The 19,346-nt window shown below is 58.0% G+C and carries 17 protein-coding genes and 4 tRNA genes; 10 read left to right on the plus strand and 11 right to left on the minus strand.

The window, feature by feature from the left end:
- The first annotated feature begins 1 nt into the window (after window position 1).
- The 4 genes from ABH909_RS23345 to ABH909_RS23360 all read left to right on the plus strand — a co-directional run bounded on the left by ABH909_RS23345 (window position 2) and on the right by ABH909_RS23360 (window position 3,377).
- Entirely contained in the window at window positions 2-838 is an 837-nt protein-coding gene (locus tag ABH909_RS23345; protein ID WP_429440077.1) for an ABC transporter permease, read from the plus strand.
- Window positions 825-1,625 carry an ABC transporter permease gene (locus ABH909_RS23350; protein WP_429437616.1) on the plus strand — a complete coding sequence of 267 codons (801 nt, stop codon included), beginning with the start codon at window positions 825-827 and terminating at the stop codon, window positions 1,623-1,625. The genes ABH909_RS23345 and ABH909_RS23350 overlap by 14 nt, the downstream gene beginning before the upstream one ends.
- On the plus strand, window positions 1,622-2,611 hold the full coding sequence (locus ABH909_RS23355) for an ABC transporter ATP-binding protein (RefSeq protein WP_429437619.1): 990 nt from the start codon (window positions 1,622-1,624) through the stop codon (window positions 2,609-2,611). The genes ABH909_RS23350 and ABH909_RS23355 overlap by 4 nt, the downstream gene beginning before the upstream one ends.
- Window positions 2,612-2,723: 112 nt before the next feature.
- Complete coding sequence (locus tag ABH909_RS23360; RefSeq protein ID WP_429437621.1) at window positions 2,724-3,377, plus strand: HAD family hydrolase; 654 nt, start codon at window positions 2,724-2,726, stop codon at window positions 3,375-3,377.
- Between the two features lie 113 nt (window positions 3,378-3,490).
- Here the strand turns inward: ABH909_RS23360 and ABH909_RS23365 are convergent, their stop codons facing one another.
- Window positions 3,491-4,453, minus strand: coding sequence for a zinc-binding dehydrogenase (locus ABH909_RS23365; RefSeq protein WP_429437623.1), 963 nt, complete (start codon window positions 4,451-4,453; stop codon window positions 3,491-3,493).
- A gap of 138 nt (window positions 4,454-4,591) precedes the next feature.
- Between ABH909_RS23365 and ABH909_RS23370 the strand changes: the two genes are divergently transcribed.
- Window positions 4,592-6,673, plus strand: a complete 2,082-nt coding sequence (locus ABH909_RS23370; RefSeq protein WP_429437626.1) for a carboxy terminal-processing peptidase — start codon at window positions 4,592-4,594, stop codon at window positions 6,671-6,673.
- A gap of 134 nt (window positions 6,674-6,807) precedes the next feature.
- Window positions 6,808-8,598 (plus strand): bifunctional diguanylate cyclase/phosphodiesterase, encoded by a 1,791-nt coding sequence (locus tag ABH909_RS23375; RefSeq protein WP_429437628.1) that lies wholly within the window; start codon window positions 6,808-6,810, stop codon window positions 8,596-8,598.
- Between the two features lie 270 nt (window positions 8,599-8,868).
- Here the strand turns inward: ABH909_RS23375 and ABH909_RS23380 are convergent, their stop codons facing one another.
- From ABH909_RS23380 to ABH909_RS23400, 5 genes are all read right to left on the minus strand, one after another.
- Entirely contained in the window at window positions 8,869-9,276 is a 408-nt protein-coding gene (locus ABH909_RS23380) for a sel1 repeat family protein (protein WP_429437631.1), read from the minus strand.
- Complete coding sequence (locus ABH909_RS23385; protein ID WP_007898892.1) at window positions 9,277-9,648, minus strand: hypothetical protein; 372 nt, start codon at window positions 9,646-9,648, stop codon at window positions 9,277-9,279.
- Window positions 9,645-9,986: a helix-turn-helix domain-containing protein gene (locus tag ABH909_RS23390; protein ID WP_030131674.1), complete on the minus strand. Its 342-nt coding sequence runs from the start codon at window positions 9,984-9,986 to the stop codon at window positions 9,645-9,647. The genes ABH909_RS23385 and ABH909_RS23390 overlap by 4 nt, the downstream gene beginning before the upstream one ends.
- A gap of 115 nt (window positions 9,987-10,101) precedes the next feature.
- Window positions 10,102-10,557, minus strand: coding sequence for a YkvA family protein (locus ABH909_RS23395; RefSeq protein WP_429437634.1), 456 nt, complete (start codon window positions 10,555-10,557; stop codon window positions 10,102-10,104).
- Window positions 10,558-10,851: 294 nt separating this feature from the next.
- Window positions 10,852-11,565: an FKBP-type peptidyl-prolyl cis-trans isomerase gene (locus ABH909_RS23400; protein WP_429437636.1), complete on the minus strand. Its 714-nt coding sequence runs from the start codon at window positions 11,563-11,565 to the stop codon at window positions 10,852-10,854.
- A 269-nt stretch (window positions 11,566-11,834) separates the two neighbouring features.
- Between ABH909_RS23400 and ABH909_RS23405 the strand changes: the two genes are divergently transcribed.
- Together ABH909_RS23405 and ABH909_RS23410 are read left to right on the plus strand one after the other, a co-directional pair.
- The gene (locus ABH909_RS23405) at window positions 11,835-13,667 is read left to right on the plus strand and encodes a di-heme-cytochrome C peroxidase (RefSeq protein WP_429437638.1); all 1,833 of its coding nucleotides are present in this window, start codon (window positions 11,835-11,837) and stop codon (window positions 13,665-13,667) included.
- A 3-nt stretch (window positions 13,668-13,670) separates the two neighbouring features.
- Window positions 13,671-14,816, plus strand: a complete 1,146-nt coding sequence (locus ABH909_RS23410) for a catalase family protein (RefSeq protein WP_429437640.1) — start codon at window positions 13,671-13,673, stop codon at window positions 14,814-14,816.
- 293 nt (window positions 14,817-15,109) lie between these two features.
- Here the strand turns inward: ABH909_RS23410 and ABH909_RS23415 are convergent.
- The 4 genes from ABH909_RS23415 to ABH909_RS23430 form a co-directional block, all read right to left on the minus strand.
- Window positions 15,110-15,186 (minus strand) — tRNA-Asp (locus ABH909_RS23415).
- Between the two features lie 19 nt (window positions 15,187-15,205).
- Window positions 15,206-15,281, minus strand: a tRNA-Val gene (locus tag ABH909_RS23420).
- A gap of 187 nt (window positions 15,282-15,468) precedes the next feature.
- Window positions 15,469-15,545 (minus strand) — tRNA-Asp (locus tag ABH909_RS23425).
- A gap of 18 nt (window positions 15,546-15,563) precedes the next feature.
- Window positions 15,564-15,639 (minus strand) — tRNA-Val (locus ABH909_RS23430).
- Window positions 15,640-15,799: 160 nt separating this feature from the next.
- Here ABH909_RS23430 and rdgC point away from each other — a divergent pair.
- Together rdgC and sugE are read left to right on the plus strand one after the other, a co-directional pair.
- Window positions 15,800-16,720, plus strand: a complete 921-nt coding sequence (gene rdgC, locus ABH909_RS23435; RefSeq protein WP_123496202.1) for a recombination-associated protein RdgC — start codon at window positions 15,800-15,802, stop codon at window positions 16,718-16,720.
- A gap of 247 nt (window positions 16,721-16,967) precedes the next feature.
- The gene (gene sugE, locus ABH909_RS23440; protein WP_038979745.1) at window positions 16,968-17,282 is read left to right on the plus strand and encodes a quaternary ammonium compound efflux SMR transporter SugE; all 315 of its coding nucleotides are present in this window, start codon (window positions 16,968-16,970) and stop codon (window positions 17,280-17,282) included.
- 126 nt (window positions 17,283-17,408) lie between these two features.
- On the opposite strand, the gene ABH909_RS23445 is transcribed toward sugE, so the two are convergent.
- Window positions 17,409-19,283, minus strand: coding sequence for an MFS transporter (locus tag ABH909_RS23445; protein WP_429437643.1), 1,875 nt, complete (start codon window positions 19,281-19,283; stop codon window positions 17,409-17,411).
- Window positions 19,284-19,346 lie beyond the last annotated feature (63 nt).

Here is a 19,346-nt window from a genome sequence, read left to right on the forward strand (position 1 = left end):
CATGACCCGCGGTAAATGGCTCGCCGCTTTGTGCCTGGTGCCCTTCGCGATTTTCTTCTTCGTGTTCCAGATCGCCCCGCTGCTCTGGGTAATGATCAACAGCCTGGAATCGGAAGAGTTCGGCTGGGGCCTGGCCAACTTCAGCAAAATCTTCAATTCGAAGTTCTATCTGCAGGCGATCCAGTACAGCCTCGAAATCAGCTTCTGGTCCAGCGTGTTCGGCATCATCATCGCCATACTCGGCGCCTACTCCTTGCGTCGGGTCGACTCGAAACTGCGTAACTTCGTCAACGCCTTCGCCAACATGACCAGCAACTTCGCCGGCGTGCCCCTGGCCTTCGCGTTCATCATTTTGCTGGGGTTCAACGGCAGCATCACCATCATGCTGAAACAGGCCGGGATCATTCAGGACTTCAACCTGTACTCGAAAACCGGTCTGATCATTCTCTACACTTACTTCCAGATTCCCTTGGGCGTGCTGTTGCTCTACCCGGCTTTCGACGCCTTGCGCGAAGACTGGCGTGAGTCCGCGCAATTGCTCGGTGCCAACGGCTGGCAATTCTGGCGACACATCGGTTTACCGGTACTGACCCCGGCGCTGCTGGGCACATTCGTAATCCTGCTGGCCAACGCCCTCGGCGCGTATGCCACGGTCTATGCCCTGACCACCGGCAACTTCAACGTGTTGCCGATCCGCATCGCGGCAATGGTCTCCGGCGACATTTCCCTGGACCCGAACCTGGCCAGCGCCTTGGCCGTGGTGCTGGTGGCGTTGATGACCCTGGTGACCGTCGTGCATCAGTTGCTATTGAAGAGGAGCTACCATGTCTCGCGTTGAACTGGGGCCCGTCGGTATCTACCACCGGGTGGTGGTGTATTTGTTGTTTGCCATTCTGCTGCTGCCGCTGCTTGGGACATTGATCTACTCGATTTCCAGCAGTTGGTCCGCGACGATCATGCCCAGCGGTTTTACCTTCAAGTGGTACCTCCAGCTGTGGAGCGACCCGCGTTTTCTTGATGCATTCGGTCAGTCACTGCTGGTCTGTGTCGGCTCGCTGATTCTGTCGGTAGTGCTGATTCTGCCGCTGCTGTTCGTGGTGCATTACCACTTCCCGAAACTCGACGCCTTGATGAACATCCTGATCCTGCTGCCTTTCGCGGTGCCGCCGGTGGTGTCGTCGGTGGGGTTGTTGCAGCTCTATGGCTCGGGGCCGTTCGCGATGGTCGGTACGCCGTGGATTCTGATCGGTTGCTACTTCACCGTGGCGCTGCCGTTCATGTACCGGGCGATCACCAATAACCTGCAAGCGATCAACCTGCGCGACTTGATGGACGCCGCGCAACTGCTCGGTGCCAGCACCTGGCAAGCGGCATTCCTGGTGGTGCTGCCGAACCTGCGCAAGGGTTTGATGGTGGCATTGCTGCTGTCGTTCTCGTTCCTGTTCGGCGAGTTCGTGTTCGCCAACATCCTCGTCGGCACCCGTTATGAAACCCTGCAGGTCTACCTCAATAACATGCGTAACAGCAGCGGCCACTTCACCAGTGCGCTGGTGATTTCCTACTTCTTCTTTGTGCTGGTTCTGACCTGGGCGGCCAATATCTTGAACAAGGACAAAAGCGAATGAGCTATGTCAGCGTCCAACACCTTCAGAAAAATTACTCTGGAACCACGGTATTCAGCGACATCAACTGCGAAATCAAGAAAGGCGAATTCGTCACGCTTCTCGGCCCGTCCGGTTGCGGCAAGTCCACCCTGCTGCGTTGCATCGCCGGCCTGACCTCGGTGGACGGCGGCAAGATCCTGCTGGAAGGTCAGGACCTCGTCCCGCTGAGCCCGCAAAAACGCGGGATCGGCATGGTGTTCCAGAGTTATGCGCTGTTCCCGAACATGACCGTGGAGCAAAACGTCGCCTTCGGCTTGCGCATGCAAAAGGTCAACGCCGACGATAGCCACAAGCGCATTGCCGAAGTGCTGGCACTGGTAGAGCTCAAAGACTTCGCCGCCCGTTACCCGCATCAATTGTCCGGCGGACAATGCCAGCGTGTGGCCCTCGCTCGCTCGCTGGTGACCCGGCCTCGGTTGTTGTTGCTGGACGAACCGCTGTCGGCACTGGATGCGCGGATTCGCAAGCACCTGCGCGAACAGATCCGTCAGATCCAGCGCGAACTGGGCCTGACCACGATCTTCGTCACTCACGATCAGGAAGAAGCCCTGACCATGTCTGACCGAATCTTCCTGATGAACGAGGGAAAGATCGTACAAAGCGGCGATGCCGAAACCCTTTACACTGCGCCAGTCGATGTGTTTGCCGCAGGCTTCATCGGTAACTACAACCTATTGGACGCCGACAGCGCCAGCAAACTGCTGCAACGACCGATCACCCATCGCCTCGCCATTCGCCCGGAGGCCATCGAGCTGAGCCTCAACGGCGAACTCGACGCGCAGATCCGCAGCCACAGCCTGTTGGGCAACGTGATTCGCTACCGGGTAGAGGCCCGGGGTGTGGAATTGGTGGTGGATGTGCTGAACCGCTCGGCGGCCGATTTGCATCCCGATGGTCAGCGCCTGGCGCTTTCCATCGATCCGACGGCCCTGTGTGAGGTTGCTTGAAAGCAGCGGCAAGCTACAAGCCATAAGCTTCAAGTTGTAGACTGCTGATCACCAAAATCCACTTCTTGCAGCTTGAAGCTTGAAGCTTGCAGCTGTTCTCAGAGAGAACCCGATGGCCCTGGCAATTTTTGATCTGGACGAAACCCTGATCCACGGCGATTGTGCCACCCTCTGGAGCGAGCAAATGGGTCGCCTGGGCTGGGTCGATCCCGAGTCGTTCATGCGCAAGAACAATGAGCTGATGGACGCCTATAGCCATGGCAAGTTGCGCATGGAGGAGTACATGACCTTCAGCCTCGAACCGATGATCGGCCGCACACCGCAAGAACTCGAGCATTTGGTGGGGCCATGGGTGGAAGACTTCATCGAACCGATCATCTTCAGCGACGCCACCAAAGCCATTGCCGCCCACCGCAAGGCCGGCGACCGGATCCTGGTGATCTCGGCCTCGGGTACGCATCTGGTCAAGCCGATTGCCGACCGGTTGGGCATCGACGAGATTCTCGGCATCGATCTGGAAGTGGCCCATGGGGTTTATAGCGGCCAAACCGTTGGTACCCTGACCTATCGCGAAGGCAAGATCACCCGGTTGCTGGAATGGCTCGATGCCGAAGAGGAAAACCTGGAAGGCGCGAGTTTCTATTCCGACTCACGCAACGATTTGCCGCTGCTGCTGAAAGTGGACTTTCCGCATGTGGTGAATCCGGATCCGGTGCTGCTCGAACACGCCAAAAAGGCCGGTTGGCCGATCCATATCTGGAAGTAAAAGCAAAAGATCGCAGCCTCGCTTCGCTCGACAGCTCCTACAAGTGGATTGTTTACACCTGTAGGAGCTGTCGAGCGAAGCGAGGCTGCGATCTTTTGGCTGCCAACCCGATTTCAGGTCAAGCTTTCGTCAATCACCAGCACCAACTTCCCCGATACCTTATTGGTCGCCAGTTCCGCAAACGCCGCTTCGGCGTCCTTGATTGCAAAGGTCCTGGCCAGCTGCGGGCTCAAACGCCCCTCGGCAAACAGCGGCCAGACATGCTGGCCAAGATCGCTGAACAAATCGGCCTTGAACTGCTCATCACGGTTGCGCAAGGTTGAACCCAGCAGTTGCACCCGCTTGGCCAGTACCTGCGCCAGATCCAGCTGCGCTTCGCGACCGCCCATCAAACCGATCAGCACCCAACGACCATCGCGAGCCAGCAGCTTGAGGTTCAACGCCGCGTAATTGCCACCCACCGGGTCGAGGATCACGTCGAACGGCGCAAGATCATTCAAGCTGTCCAGATCGCCGTTGCGCACCACTCCGCCCTGCGCGCCCAACGCTTCACAATAGGCCAGGCGCTCGGCGGAACCGACGCTGACCCAGCACGGGTTACCAAACGCCTTGCACAGCTGAATGGCAGCTGAACCGATTCCACTGGCCCCGGCGTGCAGGAGAACTTTCTCACCCGGTTTGAGCGCAGCCAGTTGAAACAAATTCAGCCAAACGGTTGCATACACTTCCGGTAACGCGGCCGCCTCGGCCAGGGACAAACCTTCGGGAACCGGCAACACATGCCGTCCGTCGACAACTACCTCTTCGGCCATCCCACCCCCGGCCAGCAAGGCGCAAACCCGATCGCCGACCTTCCAGGAAGCGCCCGGGCCGACCTCGCAGATCACCCCCGAACACTCAAGACCCAGTACTTGACTGGCCCCCGGCGGTGGCGGATATAGTCCCGCCTTCTGCAACAAATCGGCGCGATTAAGTCCTGCTGCCGACACCCGGATGCGAACTTGTCCTACATCACACGCAGGACTCGGCTCTTCAACCCACTCCACTCGCCCCTCAACGCCTTGCAATGCTTTCACAGTGCCTCCATAGTGAGTCTGGACTGAGCCCGAAGCTGTAGCGCCGGGCTTTTTGCATTATGCGACCGGTCCTTGTGGATCCGGCGACTTCAAAGACGGCCTAATATGCGTTATCAATTGTCCCCGCGTCGAATCAGCATGAAGCATCTGCTCCCCAGCACCGCCCTCGCTCTTGTCATTGGTCTCGGTCTTTTGCCGATGTCGAGCCATTCGTTCGCAGCCAACAGCTGGGACAAGCTTCAGCCCGATCGTGACGAAGTAATCGCCAGTCTGAACGTCGTCGAATTGCTCAAGCGTCACCATTACAGCAAACCACCGCTCGACGATGCGCGCTCCGTGATCATCTACGACAGCTATATCAAGCTGCTGGATCCATCGCGCAGCTATTTCATGGCCAGCGATATTGCCGAATTCGACAAATGGAAAACCCAGTTTGACGACTACCTCAAAAGCGGCGACCTGAACGCCGGGTTCACCATCTACAAGCGCTACCTGGACCGCGTCAAGGCGCGTCTGGATTTTGCCCTTGCCGAGCTGAACAAGGGCGTCGACAAGATCGACTTCACCGCCAAGGAAACCTTGTTGGTCGATCGCAAGGACGCCCCTTGGCTCAAGACCACCGCCGAGCTGGACGATCTGTGGCGCAAACGCGTCAAGGACGAAGTGCTGCGGATGAAGATCTCCGGCAAAGAGCCGAAGCAGATTCAGGAAACCCTGACCAAGCGTTACAAGAATCAGCTGTCGCGTCTGGACCAGACCCGTGCGGAAGACATCTTCCAGGCGTACATCAACACCTTCGCCATGTCCTACGACCCGCACACCAACTATCTGTCGCCGGATAACGCGGAAAACTTCGACATCAACATGAGCCTGTCCCTGGAGGGCATCGGCGCCGTGTTGCAGAGCGATAACGATCAAGTGAAAGTCGTGCGCCTGGTGCCTGCCGGCCCGGCCGACAAGACCAAGCAGGTTGCACCGGCCGACAAGATCATCGGCGTGGCCCAGGGCAACAAGGAAATGGTCGACGTAGTCGGCTGGCGCCTGGACGAAGTGGTCAAGCTGATTCGTGGCCCCAAAGGCACCGTGGTGCGCCTGGAAGTGATCCCGGCCAGCAACGCGCCGAACGACCAGACCACCAAGATCGTGCCGATTACCCGCGAAGCGGTGAAGCTTGAAGATCAGGCGGTGAAGAAGTCAGTCCTCAACCTCAAGCAGGATGGCAAGGCCTACAAGCTCGGCGTCATCGAGATCCCGGCCTTCTACCTGGACTTCAAGGCCTTCCGTGCTGGCGATCCGGACTACAAGAGCACCACCCGCGACGTCAAGAAACTGCTGACCGAATTGCAGAAAGACAAGGTTGACGGCGTGGTCATCGACCTGCGCAACAACGGCGGCGGTTCCTTGCAGGAAGCCACCGAGCTGACCAGTCTGTTCATCGACAAAGGTCCGACCGTACTGGTGCGTAACGCCGACGGACGGGTCGATGTGCTGGAAGATGAAAACCCGGGCGCGTTCTACAAAGGCCCGATGGTGTTGCTGGTCAACCGTTTGTCCGCCTCGGCTTCGGAGATTTTCGCCGGCGCCATGCAGGACTACCACCGCGCGCTGGTCATCGGCGGCCAGACCTTCGGCAAAGGCACCGTGCAGACCATTCAGCCGCTGAACCATGGCGAACTGAAACTGACCCTGGCCAAGTTCTACCGTGTTTCCGGCCAAAGCACCCAGCATCAGGGCGTGCTGCCGGACATCGACTACCCATCGATCATCGACACCAAGGAAATCGGCGAAAGCGCCCTGCCGGAAGCCATGCCGTGGGACACCATCCGTGCGGCCATCAAGCCTGCGCTTGACCCGTTCAAACCGTACATCACGCAGCTCAAGTCCGAACACGACATGCGTACAGCCAAGGACGCGGAGTTTGTGTATATCCGCGACAAACTGGCCCTGGCGCAGAAGTTGATGAGCGAAAAAACCGTCAGCCTCAATGAAGCCGAGCGTCGTGCACAACACGCCGATATCGAAGCCAAGCAACTGGCCATGGAAAACCTGCGTCGCAAGGCCAAGGGCGAAGAACCCCTCAAAGAACTGAAGAAAGAAGACGAAGATGCCCTCGCGGGCGAGCCGGACAAGACCAAGCCAGAAGACGATGCTTATCTGAGCGAGACCGGGCGGATTCTGCTGGATTACTTGAAACTCAACACCGCGGTTGCCAAGCACTAAGTTGCTATAAACAGGATGATGGCAATTTAATGCTGACGCTCCCCGGATCGTCATCAAACAGACATCATTCTGTCGTGAAATAAAGGACTGGGTGCACCTTGCACCCGGTCCTTTTTTTATCGCCAGAGAACGCCATGACCACGACCGAACAGCTGAGTGCCTTGAGCTCGATACTGACTCAAAGCGGTTTGCACAGCCTGTTCCAGCCGATCATTTCTCTCTCTGAACGACGAATCATCGGCTACGAAGCCCTCAGCCGCGGCCCCTCCAACAGTCCGCTGCACTCCCCGGTCGCCCTGTTCGCGGTAGCCCGCCAAGCCGGTCGCCTTAGCGAACTGGAGATCGCTTGCCGTCAAAGTGCTTGCCGTCGTTTTAATGAGCAGCAACTGCCCGGCAAACTGTTCCTCAATGTGTCCCCGGAATCGCTGCTCGAAGCCGCCCACCAACCCGGACGCACTTTGCAACTGTTGCAGGATTTCGGCATCCCACCGAGCCAGGTGGTGATCGAGCTCACCGAACAGACCCCGACCGACGATTTCCAGTTGCTGCAAAACGCCCTGCATCACTATCGGGCAATGGGCTTTTCCATTGCACTGGATGATCTGGGTGCCGGTTATTCGAGCTTGCGACTCTGGTCTGAACTGCGCCCGGATTACGTCAAGATCGATCGGCATTTTATCGACGGCATTCACCAGGACGCGCTCAAGCGTGAATTCGTTGGCTCGATCCTGCAGATCGCCAAGGCTTCCCGGGCAAAAGTGATCGCCGAAGGCATCGAATTGCCGGAAGAACTCGCCGTGCTGACCGAAATGGGGGTCGATCTGGTCCAGGGTTATCTGCTCTGCCGCCCCCAGGAACAGCCACCCCGCGATGCCCGAACCTTGATGCCCAAACCCAACAGCGTCGCCGCAATACTGAGCGAGGACGTCAGTGATCTCAGCGCCCTGCTCAACGACCAACCGGCTATGGCCAGTGACACCCCGACCGCTACCGTACTGGAAGCCTTCCGCCGCCAGGCCAACCTGAGCTCTCTGGCGGTGCTCGACAAACAGGGCCAGCCGTGTGGCATCGTCCACCGCCATTCGCTCTCGGATGCCTTGCTCAAGCCCTTTGCCACCGACCTGTTCGCCCGCAAGCCCATCAGTCGCTTGATGAGCGACGACTTCCTCGCCGTGGAGTTGAGCCAGTCGCTGCAACAGGTCAGCCGCTTGATCACCAGCCGCGCCCGTCAGCGCATCGAAGAAGATTTCATCATCACCTTCAACGGCAGCTATTTGGGGCTGGGCCGAGTGATCGACGTGCTCAAGCTGATTACCGAACTGAAAATCCAGCAAGCACGCTACGCCAACCCGCTGACCCTGTTGCCCGGTAACGTACCGATCCAGCAATGCCTGACGCGCCTGCTGCAACAGGAACGGGAATCGGTGATCTGCTACGTCGACATCGACAGCTTCAAACCCTTCAACGACATCTACGGCTACGGCCGCGGGGATGAAGTCCTACTGTGTCTGGCGCAATGCCTGAACGACCGCGTCGACCCATCCCGCGACTTCGTCGGCCATATCGGCGGCGACGACTTCCTGCTGGTCCTCGGCCCCGAAGACTGGCGCAAACGCCTGAACCAACTACTGGACGACTTCCACAGCCAATGCCGACGCTTTTACCGCAGCGAACACCTCGAAGCCGGCTGCTTCATCGCGCCGAATCGCCAAGGCATACGGCAGGAGTTTGCGCTGCTGTCACTGTCCATCGGCGTGGTGCATTTGCACCCACAGGTCTGTGCACAGCTCGATGCGAGTCAATTGGCGGAGATGGCATCACAGGCCAAGCACCACGCGAAGAATGTGCAAGGGTACAGCGTGCATGTGATTGATAGCCTGGCGGTGTCAATAGCAGAGGAAACGTTGGTTGCCGGGCATCGGTGATTGCCGCTCAAAAAAGATCGCAGCCTTCGGCAGCTCCTACATTGAATGGCGTACATCCCGTAGGAGCTGCCGAAGGCTGCGATCTTTTGATCTTGCTCTTGTGGCGAGGGCCGACTTTGCGGGGGATCAATCAGGAAAGAAGTCGGGAAAGGATGATGTTGCTGTAGGGCGATTCGCTAAAAGCGCTCAACTAATTACCAAAGCAACCAGAAACAAAACGTGGCGGTAGGTTTCCCTCACGCCACGTTCGTTTGTCAGACACTCAATTATTTAATCCGCAGAACCACGAGACGCCAACTCTTTCAACTTGAGTTCAGCCAGCGGATGCCCGGCCTTCGCCGCCATTTCCCACCAGCGAGCCGCCTCCACCGGGTCCGGCGCCTTGCTCGGCGTACCGGCCAGGCAGATCACACCCACCTGATAGGCCGCCTTGCCATCCCCCGCCAGCGCGGCCAGGCGCAGTAATCGCACACCCTCCTCGCGAGCCCCAAGACCGACGCCGCGAAAGGTCAGAATGTGGCCGTAAAAGCTCTGGGCGCCGACATCACCCAGGTTCGCCATACGCGCAAACTGGCCCTCAAGCCAGCTCCAGCCTCGCGGCTGACGTACAAACCACGACCAATGGAACAACTGGCGGGCCAGCCAGTAACCGGCCCGCGCCTTGAGTCGTAAAAACACTCAGGCTTCCGCCGACTCGGGGTACTCGTATTCGAACACTCGCACCACTTCCGAGGCATGCCAGGACGCGGCAGCCACGCCATCGGACGGTCCGGAGAAGCGCCCGAGTCGCTCGACACATTCAAAGAAGCCAGTGCGCGGCAAACGGCTGGCGCCCTGGCTGATCACCAACGAGCTGCGCAACGGCTGCTCGGCTCTGGCATCCAGCGCGGCCAGGTGCTCAAGGGCTGCGGTCAAGGTTTGCATAGCCGGCGTGGGTAGCTGCAAACGCTCCAGCAATGCCCGATAAGTCAAAAGATGGCGCTGACGACGCGCCTGATCCAGCTCCCCCAACAATCCGTCCCAATGTTGACGACTGATGCGTACGCTCACGATTCATCCCTCCATCCTGGCACCGTCAATTCCCAGGCGAGGCTGCGGCGAATAGCAGCGTCGGGTTGACGCTCACCGCTTTCGATCAAGGCGAGATATGACGGGCTGATGCCTACCGTGCGGGCCAGCGCCTCAATGGCGATGCCCTTCCCTTCGCGCAAATTGCGTAGTTGATCCAGACCCGGAAGAATCTGGTCTGGTGCCGCCGCGGGAGGCACTGTGGCGTCACGCGGTGGTTGTTGCTTGATGCCTGCTGCTTTCAGTAGAGCCTGATACTGAGCCCATGGCAGAACCGCATATTCGGGCTCGCCTTCGCGTGTAATTATCTGAATATCCATGACTACCCCGTAGGACAACGACACTTAGCGAGTCGGCGCTTTTCCTTAGAAGTGTAATCCTAACAGCGACCAAGGTCGCGGGGCGGTATGAATATCTGGAGGATTCTGAATTGGCTCAGTTTTTCTTCGGTCCCTGCAGCTGTAATTGTTCGGGGGTATCAGGCAAGCGTTCGACGACCGCGAGCTTCTCCGGCACCTGACGTTTGCGCCAGGCGCGGAAGGCATTGAGCTCGTCATCGAGGACTTTCATCAACCAGGCCAGCACGGCAATGTCGTCGAGCATGCCGAACATCGGTAAGAAATCCGGGATCGCATCCACCGGACTCACGAAATACATCAGGCCGGCCACCACCGAAATCAGTGATTTCGGGCTGATGGCCCGGTATTCGCCACGCCAGTAAGCCAGGCAAAGAGCCTGCAACAGGCGCAGATCGTCTTTGAGTTTGCCCAGACGATTGCCCTGACTGGCACCTTTGCTGGCAACCGCGAACAGCAGGGTCGGCAAACGACCACGGGCGAGCAGGCGTCCAGCCAGAGGCAGGAAACGAGCAAAATTCCAGGGCGTTTTCATTTATTACTCCCACTGAAATGTTATCCACACAAATTGTGGATAACCTTGTGAACAGAGCTGCATTTCTACGCTGAAAGCCCCGTTTCATAAGGGCCTGACTCAGATCGGGCGTTTTTTACTCACATAAAAAAACCCAAGATTTCATTGACTTGGCGTTCTGGCCCGTCTAGCTCGAGCGCCCTCACTGGCTATGACTTCAGCGTACTGCATCCGTTCGCTTTGTTTACCTCCACTGAACGCCAGATGCAACAACGCCCCGCATAAGCGAGGCGTTGTTTGTAAAGCAGACGCGAATTACTGGGGAGCGTCTTGTTTGGCTGGATCCTTGATGGCCAGCAGCTCCAGGTCGAATACCAGCACCGAGTTGGCTGGAATCGCCGGGCTTGGGCTTTGGGCGCCGTAAGCCAGCTCGCTAGGGATGTACAGCTTGTACTTCTCGCCAACGTGCATCAGTTGCAGGCCTTCGACCCAACCCGGAATCACACCGCTGACCGGCAGATCGATCGGGCTGCCGCGCTCGACGGAACTGTCGAAAACGGTGCCATTGGTCAGTTTACCGGTGTAGTGAACAGTCACTACGTCGGTCGGCTTAGGCTGAGCGCCGTCGGCTTTTTTGACCACTTCGTATTGCAGGCCGGAAGCCGTGGTGGTGACACCCGCTTTCTTGCCGTTCTCTTCGAGGAATTTCTTGCCAGCGGCTGCCGCCTCTTCACTCATCTTGGTCAAACGCTCTTCGGCACGCTTTTGCAATGCAGCGAAGGCTTCAACCAGCTCTTCATCTTTCAGCTTCTGTTCTTTCTTGCCGACGGCATCTTCGATGCCCTGGGCTACCGCTTTGGAATCCAGGTCATCCATGCCTTCCTGAGCCAGGCTTTTGCCCATGTTCAGGCCGATACCGTAGGAAGCTTTTTGCGCCGGGGTTTTCAGCTCTACGCTGGTCTGCGAATCACAACCCGCAAGTACCAGGCCAACCAGGGCCACCGCCGCCGCCAACCGATGCTGTTTCATGCTATTTCCTTGTTCATGCGCCTAAAGGGCAATCGAGTAAAGCCGCGAGCTTATCAGGCCGCCACGACCAATGGCTACCGGCATGAGAGCAGGAAACGTCTGATAAGTTCAGGTGTTTAAACGCATTTTGGCTATAGAAGGATGAAGCTTCTGTCATTTCGCTCTTACGGACTCAAGTGCCGCTTCCCACAGACTCTGGCGTAATGGCCTCTTGCCGCACTTCGTGAGCTGAGGCATAAGGGAGCTACAAACTGACAAGGATGTTTATCATGCGCCTCATATTCCGCTTGCTGATTCTGATCGCAGTCTTGCTGGGGCTGGGCCTCGCCGTCGTACTGTATTACGTCGCCAACCCGAAATTGCCGGCCTGGTCACCTGCGCAACAGGTAAATTACCTGGAGCAATGGAGCGCCGCCGACCGCCAGACTTACTACTTCACGCCTCAAGGTACCCAAGTCAAAGGCTTGCGTTATGACTGGTTCAACGCCCTGGAATTGCCCTTCTCACAAGAACGATTCGCCGCTCCTGAATACCTCGCACGCTTTGGGTTTCTGATCGACCCGAGCCAGAAAGCCACGCCGAGCAATCCCGGTAACTTGCCAGTCGGTTTTGCCCGTCATCAAAACCCCGGCAGCCAGGACGAATATCTGGACATTACATGCGCCGCCTGCCACACCGGCGAATTACGCTTCAATGGCCAGGCTGTGCGCATCGACGGCGGCTCGGCCCAGCATGTGTTGCCCTCAAGCGTGCCGACCCTGCGTGGCGGCAGTTTTGGTCAGGCATTGGTGGCCAGTCTCGCCTCGACTTATTACAACCCCTGGAAATTCGAACGTTTCGCCCGCAACGTTTTGGGTCAGGACTACGAGGCACGGCATCAACAACTGCGCCAGGATTTTAAAGTCTCACTCGATACCTTCTTGAAGGTGGCCTGGAACGACACCCATCGCGGCCTTTACCCCACCGAAGAAGGTCCCGGCCGCACCGATGCTTTCGGGCGCATTGCCAACGCCAGCTTCGGCGATGCGATTTCACCCGCCAACTATCGGGTGGCCAACGCTCCGGTGGACTACCCGCAACTGTGGGACATGTGGACTTTCGACTGGGTGCAATGGAACGGTTCGGCGCAGCAACCGATGGCCCGTAATATCGGTGAGGCCTTGGGTGTGGGCGCCACGCTGAATTTCTTCGACAGCAACGGGCAGCCGCTCAAGGGCGACGACCGCTACCCCTCCAGCGTCCGGGTGCGCGATCTGCATCGGATCGAAGAAACCCTGCAACGACTCAAACCGCCTGCCTGGCCGGAAGCCCTGCTGGGCAACATCGACAAGCCCCTGGCCGCAAAAGGCCGCGACCTGTTCGCTGAAAACTGCGCCGGGTGTCATGTGCCCCCCGTTACCCAAAGCGAGGACAGATCGGTGCAACATCTGAAATTGCTGCCAGTGGAGGTCATTGGCACAGACCCCGGCGCCGCCAATAACATTGCCGATCATCGCTTCGATCTGACGGCTTTACAGTGGGATCCGGCAGAGCTTGCGCAACTGGACGTAAAACTGCATCCCAAACCCACAGAACCCTTGGATATGAGCCAATTGTCCGTAGCCAAGGGACTGGCTTACGTCACTGCTTTCGTGGGCAACCAGGCCTACCGCGAAGCCAATGTGACACCCGCAGAGCGCCCGAACCTGGACGGATTCGGCCTGCCGATCGGCGTGCAGGAGTTGCGTAGCTACAAGGCGCGACCTTTGGCGGGCGTCTGGGCCACGCCGCCGTTTCTGCACAACGGTTCGGTACCCAGCCTTTATCAATTGCTCTCGCCACAAAGTGAACGCGCGACCACGTTTTACAAGGGCACCTTTGAATATGACCCTAAACATCTGGGCTATCGCACCGAAGCCTTCACCAACGGTTTTGTGTTCGACACGCGCATTACCGGTAATCACAACAACGGCCACGAGTTCCGCGCAGGTGAACGCGGTAACGGCGTCATTGGTCGTCTGCTGCAACCGGAAGAACGCTGGGCGCTGCTGGAATACCTGAAAGTGTTGGGCGGCCCGATAGAGTCGCAATTGCCAGACCGCCGCCTCAGTCAAAAGGATTGACCCATGCTGATCACTCTCTGGTTGCGCCTGGGCGCCTTCCTTGGCAAAACCCTGCTGTGGTTGTTGGGTCTGGGCCTGCTCGGCTGGGCGCTGCTCATGGCCTGGTCTGCCTGGTCTGCCTGGCAGCATCGCGGCCCGGTATCGGCTGAAGAACTGATTCCGGACGGCGAAGCGGCGATGACCCAGGACATCATCCAGACGGCCGTGCGCATCGTCGATCAACACCGGGAAAGTACCCGCTACCTGCGCGATGCCCATGCCAAGGCCCATGGCTGCGTGAAGGCCGAAGTACAGGTGCTGTCGGATTTGACGGCTGAGTTACGCCAAGGCGTGTTCAGCGAGCCTGGCAAAACCTGGCAAGCGACGATACGGCTGTCCAACGGCAATGCATATCCGCAGTTCGACAGCATCCGCGATGCTCGGGGCATGGCGATCAAACTGCTCGATGTGCCTGGCAAACAGTTGCTGAGTGACCGACAAGGGCGCAGCGAGCAGGACTTCGTGATGTTCAATCATCCGAACTTCTTTGTCAGCGATGTCGCCGAGTATCGTCAGAATGTGGCCGCTCAGGCTGATGGCAAAAAGGCGATGGCGTTCTTCCCGGGCTGGGACCCACGCACCTGGCAAGTTCGCCATCTGTTTATTGCGCTGGCGACGCTCTCCCCTGCCCCGACAAGCCCGACGCAGACCACTTACTTTTCGGTTTCGCCGTACAAGTTCGGTGAGGCCAATGCCAAATTTCGCGTGATGCCGGACCCTGATAGCTGCCCGGCCTACGCACTGCCCACGCAAAATCAAAACTTGCCGAACTTCCTGCGCAGTGCGCTGAATCAGCAGCTATCGACCGATCGGGTGCCGGCATGTTTCGTCTTGCAGATCCAGCGTCAGGATACGGGGAAGTACATGCCGATCGAAGACACCAGTATCGAGTGGAACGAAAGCGACGCGCCCTTCGAAACCGTAGCCCGGATCAAACTGCCTGCCCAGGATTTCGACACGCCGGCGCTGAACCTGCAATGCGACAACCTGTCGTTCAACCCATGGTTCGGGCTTGAAGCCCATAGGCCGATTGGCGGGATCAACCGGTTGCGCAAAGCGGTGTATGAGGCCGTCAGCGACTACCGGCACAGCCGTAACGCTGAACAATAGGCAAAACAGAAACGAAAAAAGCGACCCGAGCAGGGCAAGGCTGGTCGGGTGAAGATCAAACCTGTGGGAGCGGGCTTGCTCGCGAAGACGGCGGCACAGTCAATTATTGATGTTGCCTGATACACCGCTTTCGCGAGCAAGCCCGCTCCCACATGGATTGCGCTTAACTGGATCAGCCGAACAGGTCGCTTTTTCAGTGGATTCGCTACAAAGCTAAATCCCAGACAGCAAAAAGCCCGCATTAAGCGGGCTTTCTGTGGTGATCTGGCGTTCAGCGTTCCAGATACCGAATATGGCGCAGCGGACGGGACTCGAACCCGCGACCCCCGGCGTGACAGGCCGGTATTCTAACCGACTGAACTACCGCTGCGCGTAGCGTTGAAAGTAAGTGGTGGGTGATGACGGGATCGAACCGCCGACATTCTGCTTGTAAGGCAGACGCTCTCCCAGCTGAGCTAATCACCCTTTACCTTCGTTGCGGGGCGCATTGTGCCACAAATTTTCATAACGTGTTGATTTAATTGATAAAAAATCAAAAAAATCTGAAAACCGGTAAAACGACACACCCTGCAGGAACTTCAGACAGAAAAAAACCCGCGTTAGCGGGCTTTTCCGTGGTGACCTGGCGTTCAGCGTTCCAGGTTACCGAATATGGCGCAGCGGACGGGACTCGAACCCGCGACCCCCGGCGTGACAGGCCGGTATTCTAACCGACTGAACTACCGCTGCGCGTAACACTAAAGCGAATGGTGGGTGATGACGGGATCGAACCGCCGACATTCTGCTTGTAAGGCAGACGCTCTCCCAGCTGAGCTAATCACCCTTCACTTTCGGTGTGGCGCGCATTCTACGGAGCGACCCAACCTCTGGCAAGCACTTTTTTAATTAATTTTCTCAGGCCTTCCAAAGGCTTAGAGAAGGGTTGGCCTATGGCACATGGAGGACAATAATGCCCCCCTTTGTTTAAAGGAGAGACTCACCTCATGTGGTTCAAAAACCTGCTTATCTATCGCCTGACCCAAGATCTGCCTTTTGATGCCGAGGCGTTGGAAACTGCACTGGCCACCAAACTGGCGCGTCCATGTGCAAGCCAGGAGTTGACCACCTACGGTTTCGTCGCCCCGTTCGGCAAGGGCGAAGACGCGCCGCTGGTGCACATCAGCGGCGACTTCCTGCTGATCGCCGCCCGTAAGGAAGAACGCATTCTGCCGGGCAGCGTCGTGCGTGACGCGGTGAAGGAAAAGGTCGAAGAGATCGAAGCCGAACAAATGCGTAAGGTCTACAAAAAGGAACGCGATCAGATCAAGGATGAAATCATCCAGGCCTTCCTGCCCCGCGCCTTTATCCGCCGCTCGTCGACCTTCGCCGCCATCGCGCCGAAACAGGGTCTGATCCTGGTTAACTCGGCCAGCCCGAAACGTGCCGAAGACCTGCTGTCTACCCTGCGCGAAGTGATCGGCTCGCTGCCGGTACGCCCGCTGACGGTGAAAATGTCGCCGACCGCCACCATGACCGAGTGGGTCACCACCCAGAAAGCCGCGAATGATTTCTTCGTGCTGGACGAGTGCGAACTGCGCGACACACACGAAGACGGCGGCATCGTGCGCTGCAAGCGTCAGGACCTGACCAGCGAAGAAATCCAACTGCACCTGAGCACCGGCAAAGTGGTCACTCAACTGTCGCTGGCCTGGCAGGACAAACTGTCGTTCGTGCTTGACGACAAAATGGTGGTCAAGCGCCTGAAGTTCGAAGATCTGCTGCAAGATCAGGCGGAACAGGACGGTGGCGACGAAGCCCTGGGCCAACTGGACGCCAGCTTCACCCTGATGATGCTGACCTTCGGCGACTTCCTGCCGTCGATGGTTGAAGCGTTGGGTGGTGAAGAGATGCCGCAGGGCATCTAAACCGACGCGCGGTCTAAATGTGGGAGCGGGCTTGCTCGCGAAAGCGGTCTGACATTCAACGATGATGTTGACTGTTATGACGCCTTCGCGAGCAAGCCCGCTCCCACATTTGGATGTGTGTTGCGACCAACCGAGGCTTGATCCTCGGGTTAATGATGGGCACTCTATTGCGCAACGCGGGGACGACCTCGCGGCTCGATCGAGTGATTAATCCGGGGACGACCCCATCCATCGATGGAGGTCTTCAATGTCCTGGATCATTCTGTTTTTCGCTGGCCTGTTCGAAGTCGGCTGGGCCGTCGGTCTGAAATACACCGACGGTTTCAGCCGCCCTCTTCCTACCGCACTGACCATTGCAGCCATGGCGATCAGCCTGGGCCTGCTGGGCCTTGCCATGAAGGAATTGCCGCTGGGCACGGCCTATGCGGTCTGGACTGGCGTGGGTGCGGTGGGCACGGTGATCGCCGGGATCATTCTGTTTGGTGAATCCATGGCGCTGTTTCGGCTGGCCAGTGTGGCGTTAATCATTGCCGGGTTGGTTGGGCTCAAGGTTAGCGCTTAGGCCTCTACCGTCTTCGCGGGCAAGCCTCGCCCCTACAGGGATTGGTGGTGTGTCCACACTATGCGGCACAACACAAAACCTGTGGGAGCCGGGCTTGCCCGCGATGAGGTCCGGGCAAACAACTACTTATCTAACGGCCCCACGCAACTCCCCCACCATCCCTTGCAACGTCGCCGGTTCAGCCAGTTCAACGGCCACCGCCGGCCCCGCCACCAGGGTCACCCGCGACCACAGTCGACGAAACACGCCCTTGTCCGGATCCCGACTGAAGAAACTCCCCCACAACCCCTGTAATGCCAGCGGAATCACCGGCACCGGCGTTTCTTCGAGGATCCGCGTCAGCCCGCCCTTGAACTCGTCGATCTCGCCATCGGCGGTCAACTTGCCTTCAGGGAAAATGCACACCAACTCACCGTCTTTCAGATACTGAGCGATGCGGGTGAAGGCTTTTTCGTAGATCTGAATGTCTTCCTGTCGTCCGGCAATCGGAATCGTCCCCGCCGTGCGGAAGATGAAGTTCAGCACCGGCAGATTGTAGATTTTGTAATACATCACAAAGCGAATCGGCCGACGCACTGCGCCGCCTATCAGCAACGCATCGACGAACGACACATGGTTGCAAACCAGCAATGCCGCGCCTTCATCGGGAATCAGCTCCAGGTTGCGATGCTCGACGCGGTACATGGAATGGCCGAGCAGCCAGATCATGAAGCGCATGCTGAACTCGGGGACGATTTTGAAGATGTAAGCATTGACGCCAATGTTCAGCAGCGACACCACCAGGAATAGCTGCGGGATCGACAGCTTGGCGATGCTCAGCAAGACGATCGACACAATCGCCGACACCACCATGAACAGGGCGTTAAGAATGTTGTTGGCGGCGATCACTCGCGCCCGTTCGTTCTCGACAGTACGCGACTGGATCAGCGCATACAGTGGCACGATGTAAAAACCGCCAAAGATCCCAAGCCCAAGAATGTCGATCAACACCAGCCAGGCGTGGCCGAACCCCAGGACTTCGATCCAGCCATGACCGGCAACGCTGTCTGGAATCGTGCCGGAATGCCACCACAGCAACAGGCCAAACACCGTCAGACCGAATGAGCCAAACGGCACCAGACCGATCTCGACTTTGCGCCCGGAGAGTTTCTCGCAGAGCATCGAACCCAGTGCGATACCGACCGAGAACACGGTAAGAATCAGCGTCACCACAGTCTCGTCGCCGTGCATCCATTCCTTGGCATACGCCGGGATCTGCGTCAGATAAATCGCCCCGACAAACCAGAACCATGAGTTGCCGACGATCGAACGCGATACTGCCGGGGTTTGCCCCAGGCCCAACTTCAAGGTAGCCCAGGACTGGCTGAAAATGTTCCAGTTCAAACGCATTTCCGGCGATGCCGCGGCAGCCCGGGGAATGCTGCGGCTGGCCAGGTAACCGAGCACGGCGATGCCGATGATTGCCGTGGACACGACCGGCGCGTAGTTGCTGGCCGACATCATGATCCCGGCGCCAATGGTCCCGGCGAGAATCGCCAGGAAGGTGCCCATTTCCACCAGACCGTTGCCGCCCACCAACTCCTCTTCGCGCAACGCCTGCGGCAGGATCGAGTACTTCACCGGCCCGAACAGCGCCGAGTGGGTGCCCATGGCAAACAACGCGACCAGCATCAGCGACAAATGATCGAACATGAAACCGACCGCGCCCACCGTCATGATGACGATTTCCCCGAGCTTGATCAGACGGATCAGCGCGTCCTTGGCAAACTTTTCCCCGAACTGCCCCGCCAGAGCCGAGAACAGGAAAAACGGCAAGATAAACAGCAACGCACACAGGTTGACCCAGATCGATCGGTCACCCTCGATGGTCAGCCGGTACAGAATGGCGAGGATCAACGACTGCTTGAAAATGTTGTCGTTGAAGGCACCCAGGGACTGCGTGACAAAAAACGGCAGGAAGCGCCGGGTGCGAAGCAAGGTGAACTGCGAGGGGTGACTCATCTTCCATGTGTCCCTGATGTTGGATAAAAAGTGGCGTGGCAATTGTTATTGGAATGTCGAGCG

It is taken from the genome of Pseudomonas sp. BS3782 TE3695, from assembly GCF_050435305.1.
Taxonomy (GTDB): Bacteria; Pseudomonadota; Gammaproteobacteria; order Pseudomonadales; family Pseudomonadaceae; genus Aquipseudomonas.

Bases quoted from the DNA above. Each gene is read 5' to 3' on its own strand.
- ABH909_RS23345 (WP_429440077.1), top strand. From the start codon at position 2: ATGACCCGCGGTAAATGGCTCGCCGCTTTGTGCCTGGTGCCCTTCGCG.
- ABH909_RS23350 (WP_429437616.1), top strand. From the start codon at position 825: ATGTCTCGCGTTGAACTGGGGCCCGTCGGTATCTACCACCGGGTGGTG.
- ABH909_RS23355 (WP_429437619.1), top strand. From the start codon at position 1,622: ATGAGCTATGTCAGCGTCCAACACCTTCAGAAAAATTACTCTGGAACC.
- ABH909_RS23360 (WP_429437621.1), top strand. From the start codon at position 2,724: ATGGCCCTGGCAATTTTTGATCTGGACGAAACCCTGATCCACGGCGAT.
- ABH909_RS23370 (WP_429437626.1), top strand. From the start codon at position 4,592: ATGAAGCATCTGCTCCCCAGCACCGCCCTCGCTCTTGTCATTGGTCTC.
- ABH909_RS23375 (WP_429437628.1), top strand. From the start codon at position 6,808: ATGACCACGACCGAACAGCTGAGTGCCTTGAGCTCGATACTGACTCAA.
- ABH909_RS23390 (WP_030131674.1), bottom strand. From the start codon at position 9,986: ATGGATATTCAGATAATTACACGCGAAGGCGAGCCCGAATATGCGGTT.
- ABH909_RS23395 (WP_429437634.1), bottom strand. From the start codon at position 10,557: ATGAAAACGCCCTGGAATTTTGCTCGTTTCCTGCCTCTGGCTGGACGC.
- ABH909_RS23400 (WP_429437636.1), bottom strand. From the start codon at position 11,565: ATGAAACAGCATCGGTTGGCGGCGGCGGTGGCCCTGGTTGGCCTGGTA.
- ABH909_RS23405 (WP_429437638.1), top strand. From the start codon at position 11,835: ATGCGCCTCATATTCCGCTTGCTGATTCTGATCGCAGTCTTGCTGGGG.
- ABH909_RS23410 (WP_429437640.1), top strand. From the start codon at position 13,671: ATGCTGATCACTCTCTGGTTGCGCCTGGGCGCCTTCCTTGGCAAAACC.
- rdgC (WP_123496202.1), top strand. From the start codon at position 15,800: ATGTGGTTCAAAAACCTGCTTATCTATCGCCTGACCCAAGATCTGCCT.
- sugE (WP_038979745.1), top strand. From the start codon at position 16,968: ATGTCCTGGATCATTCTGTTTTTCGCTGGCCTGTTCGAAGTCGGCTGG.
- ABH909_RS23445 (WP_429437643.1), bottom strand. From the start codon at position 19,283: ATGAGTCACCCCTCGCAGTTCACCTTGCTTCGCACCCGGCGCTTCCTG.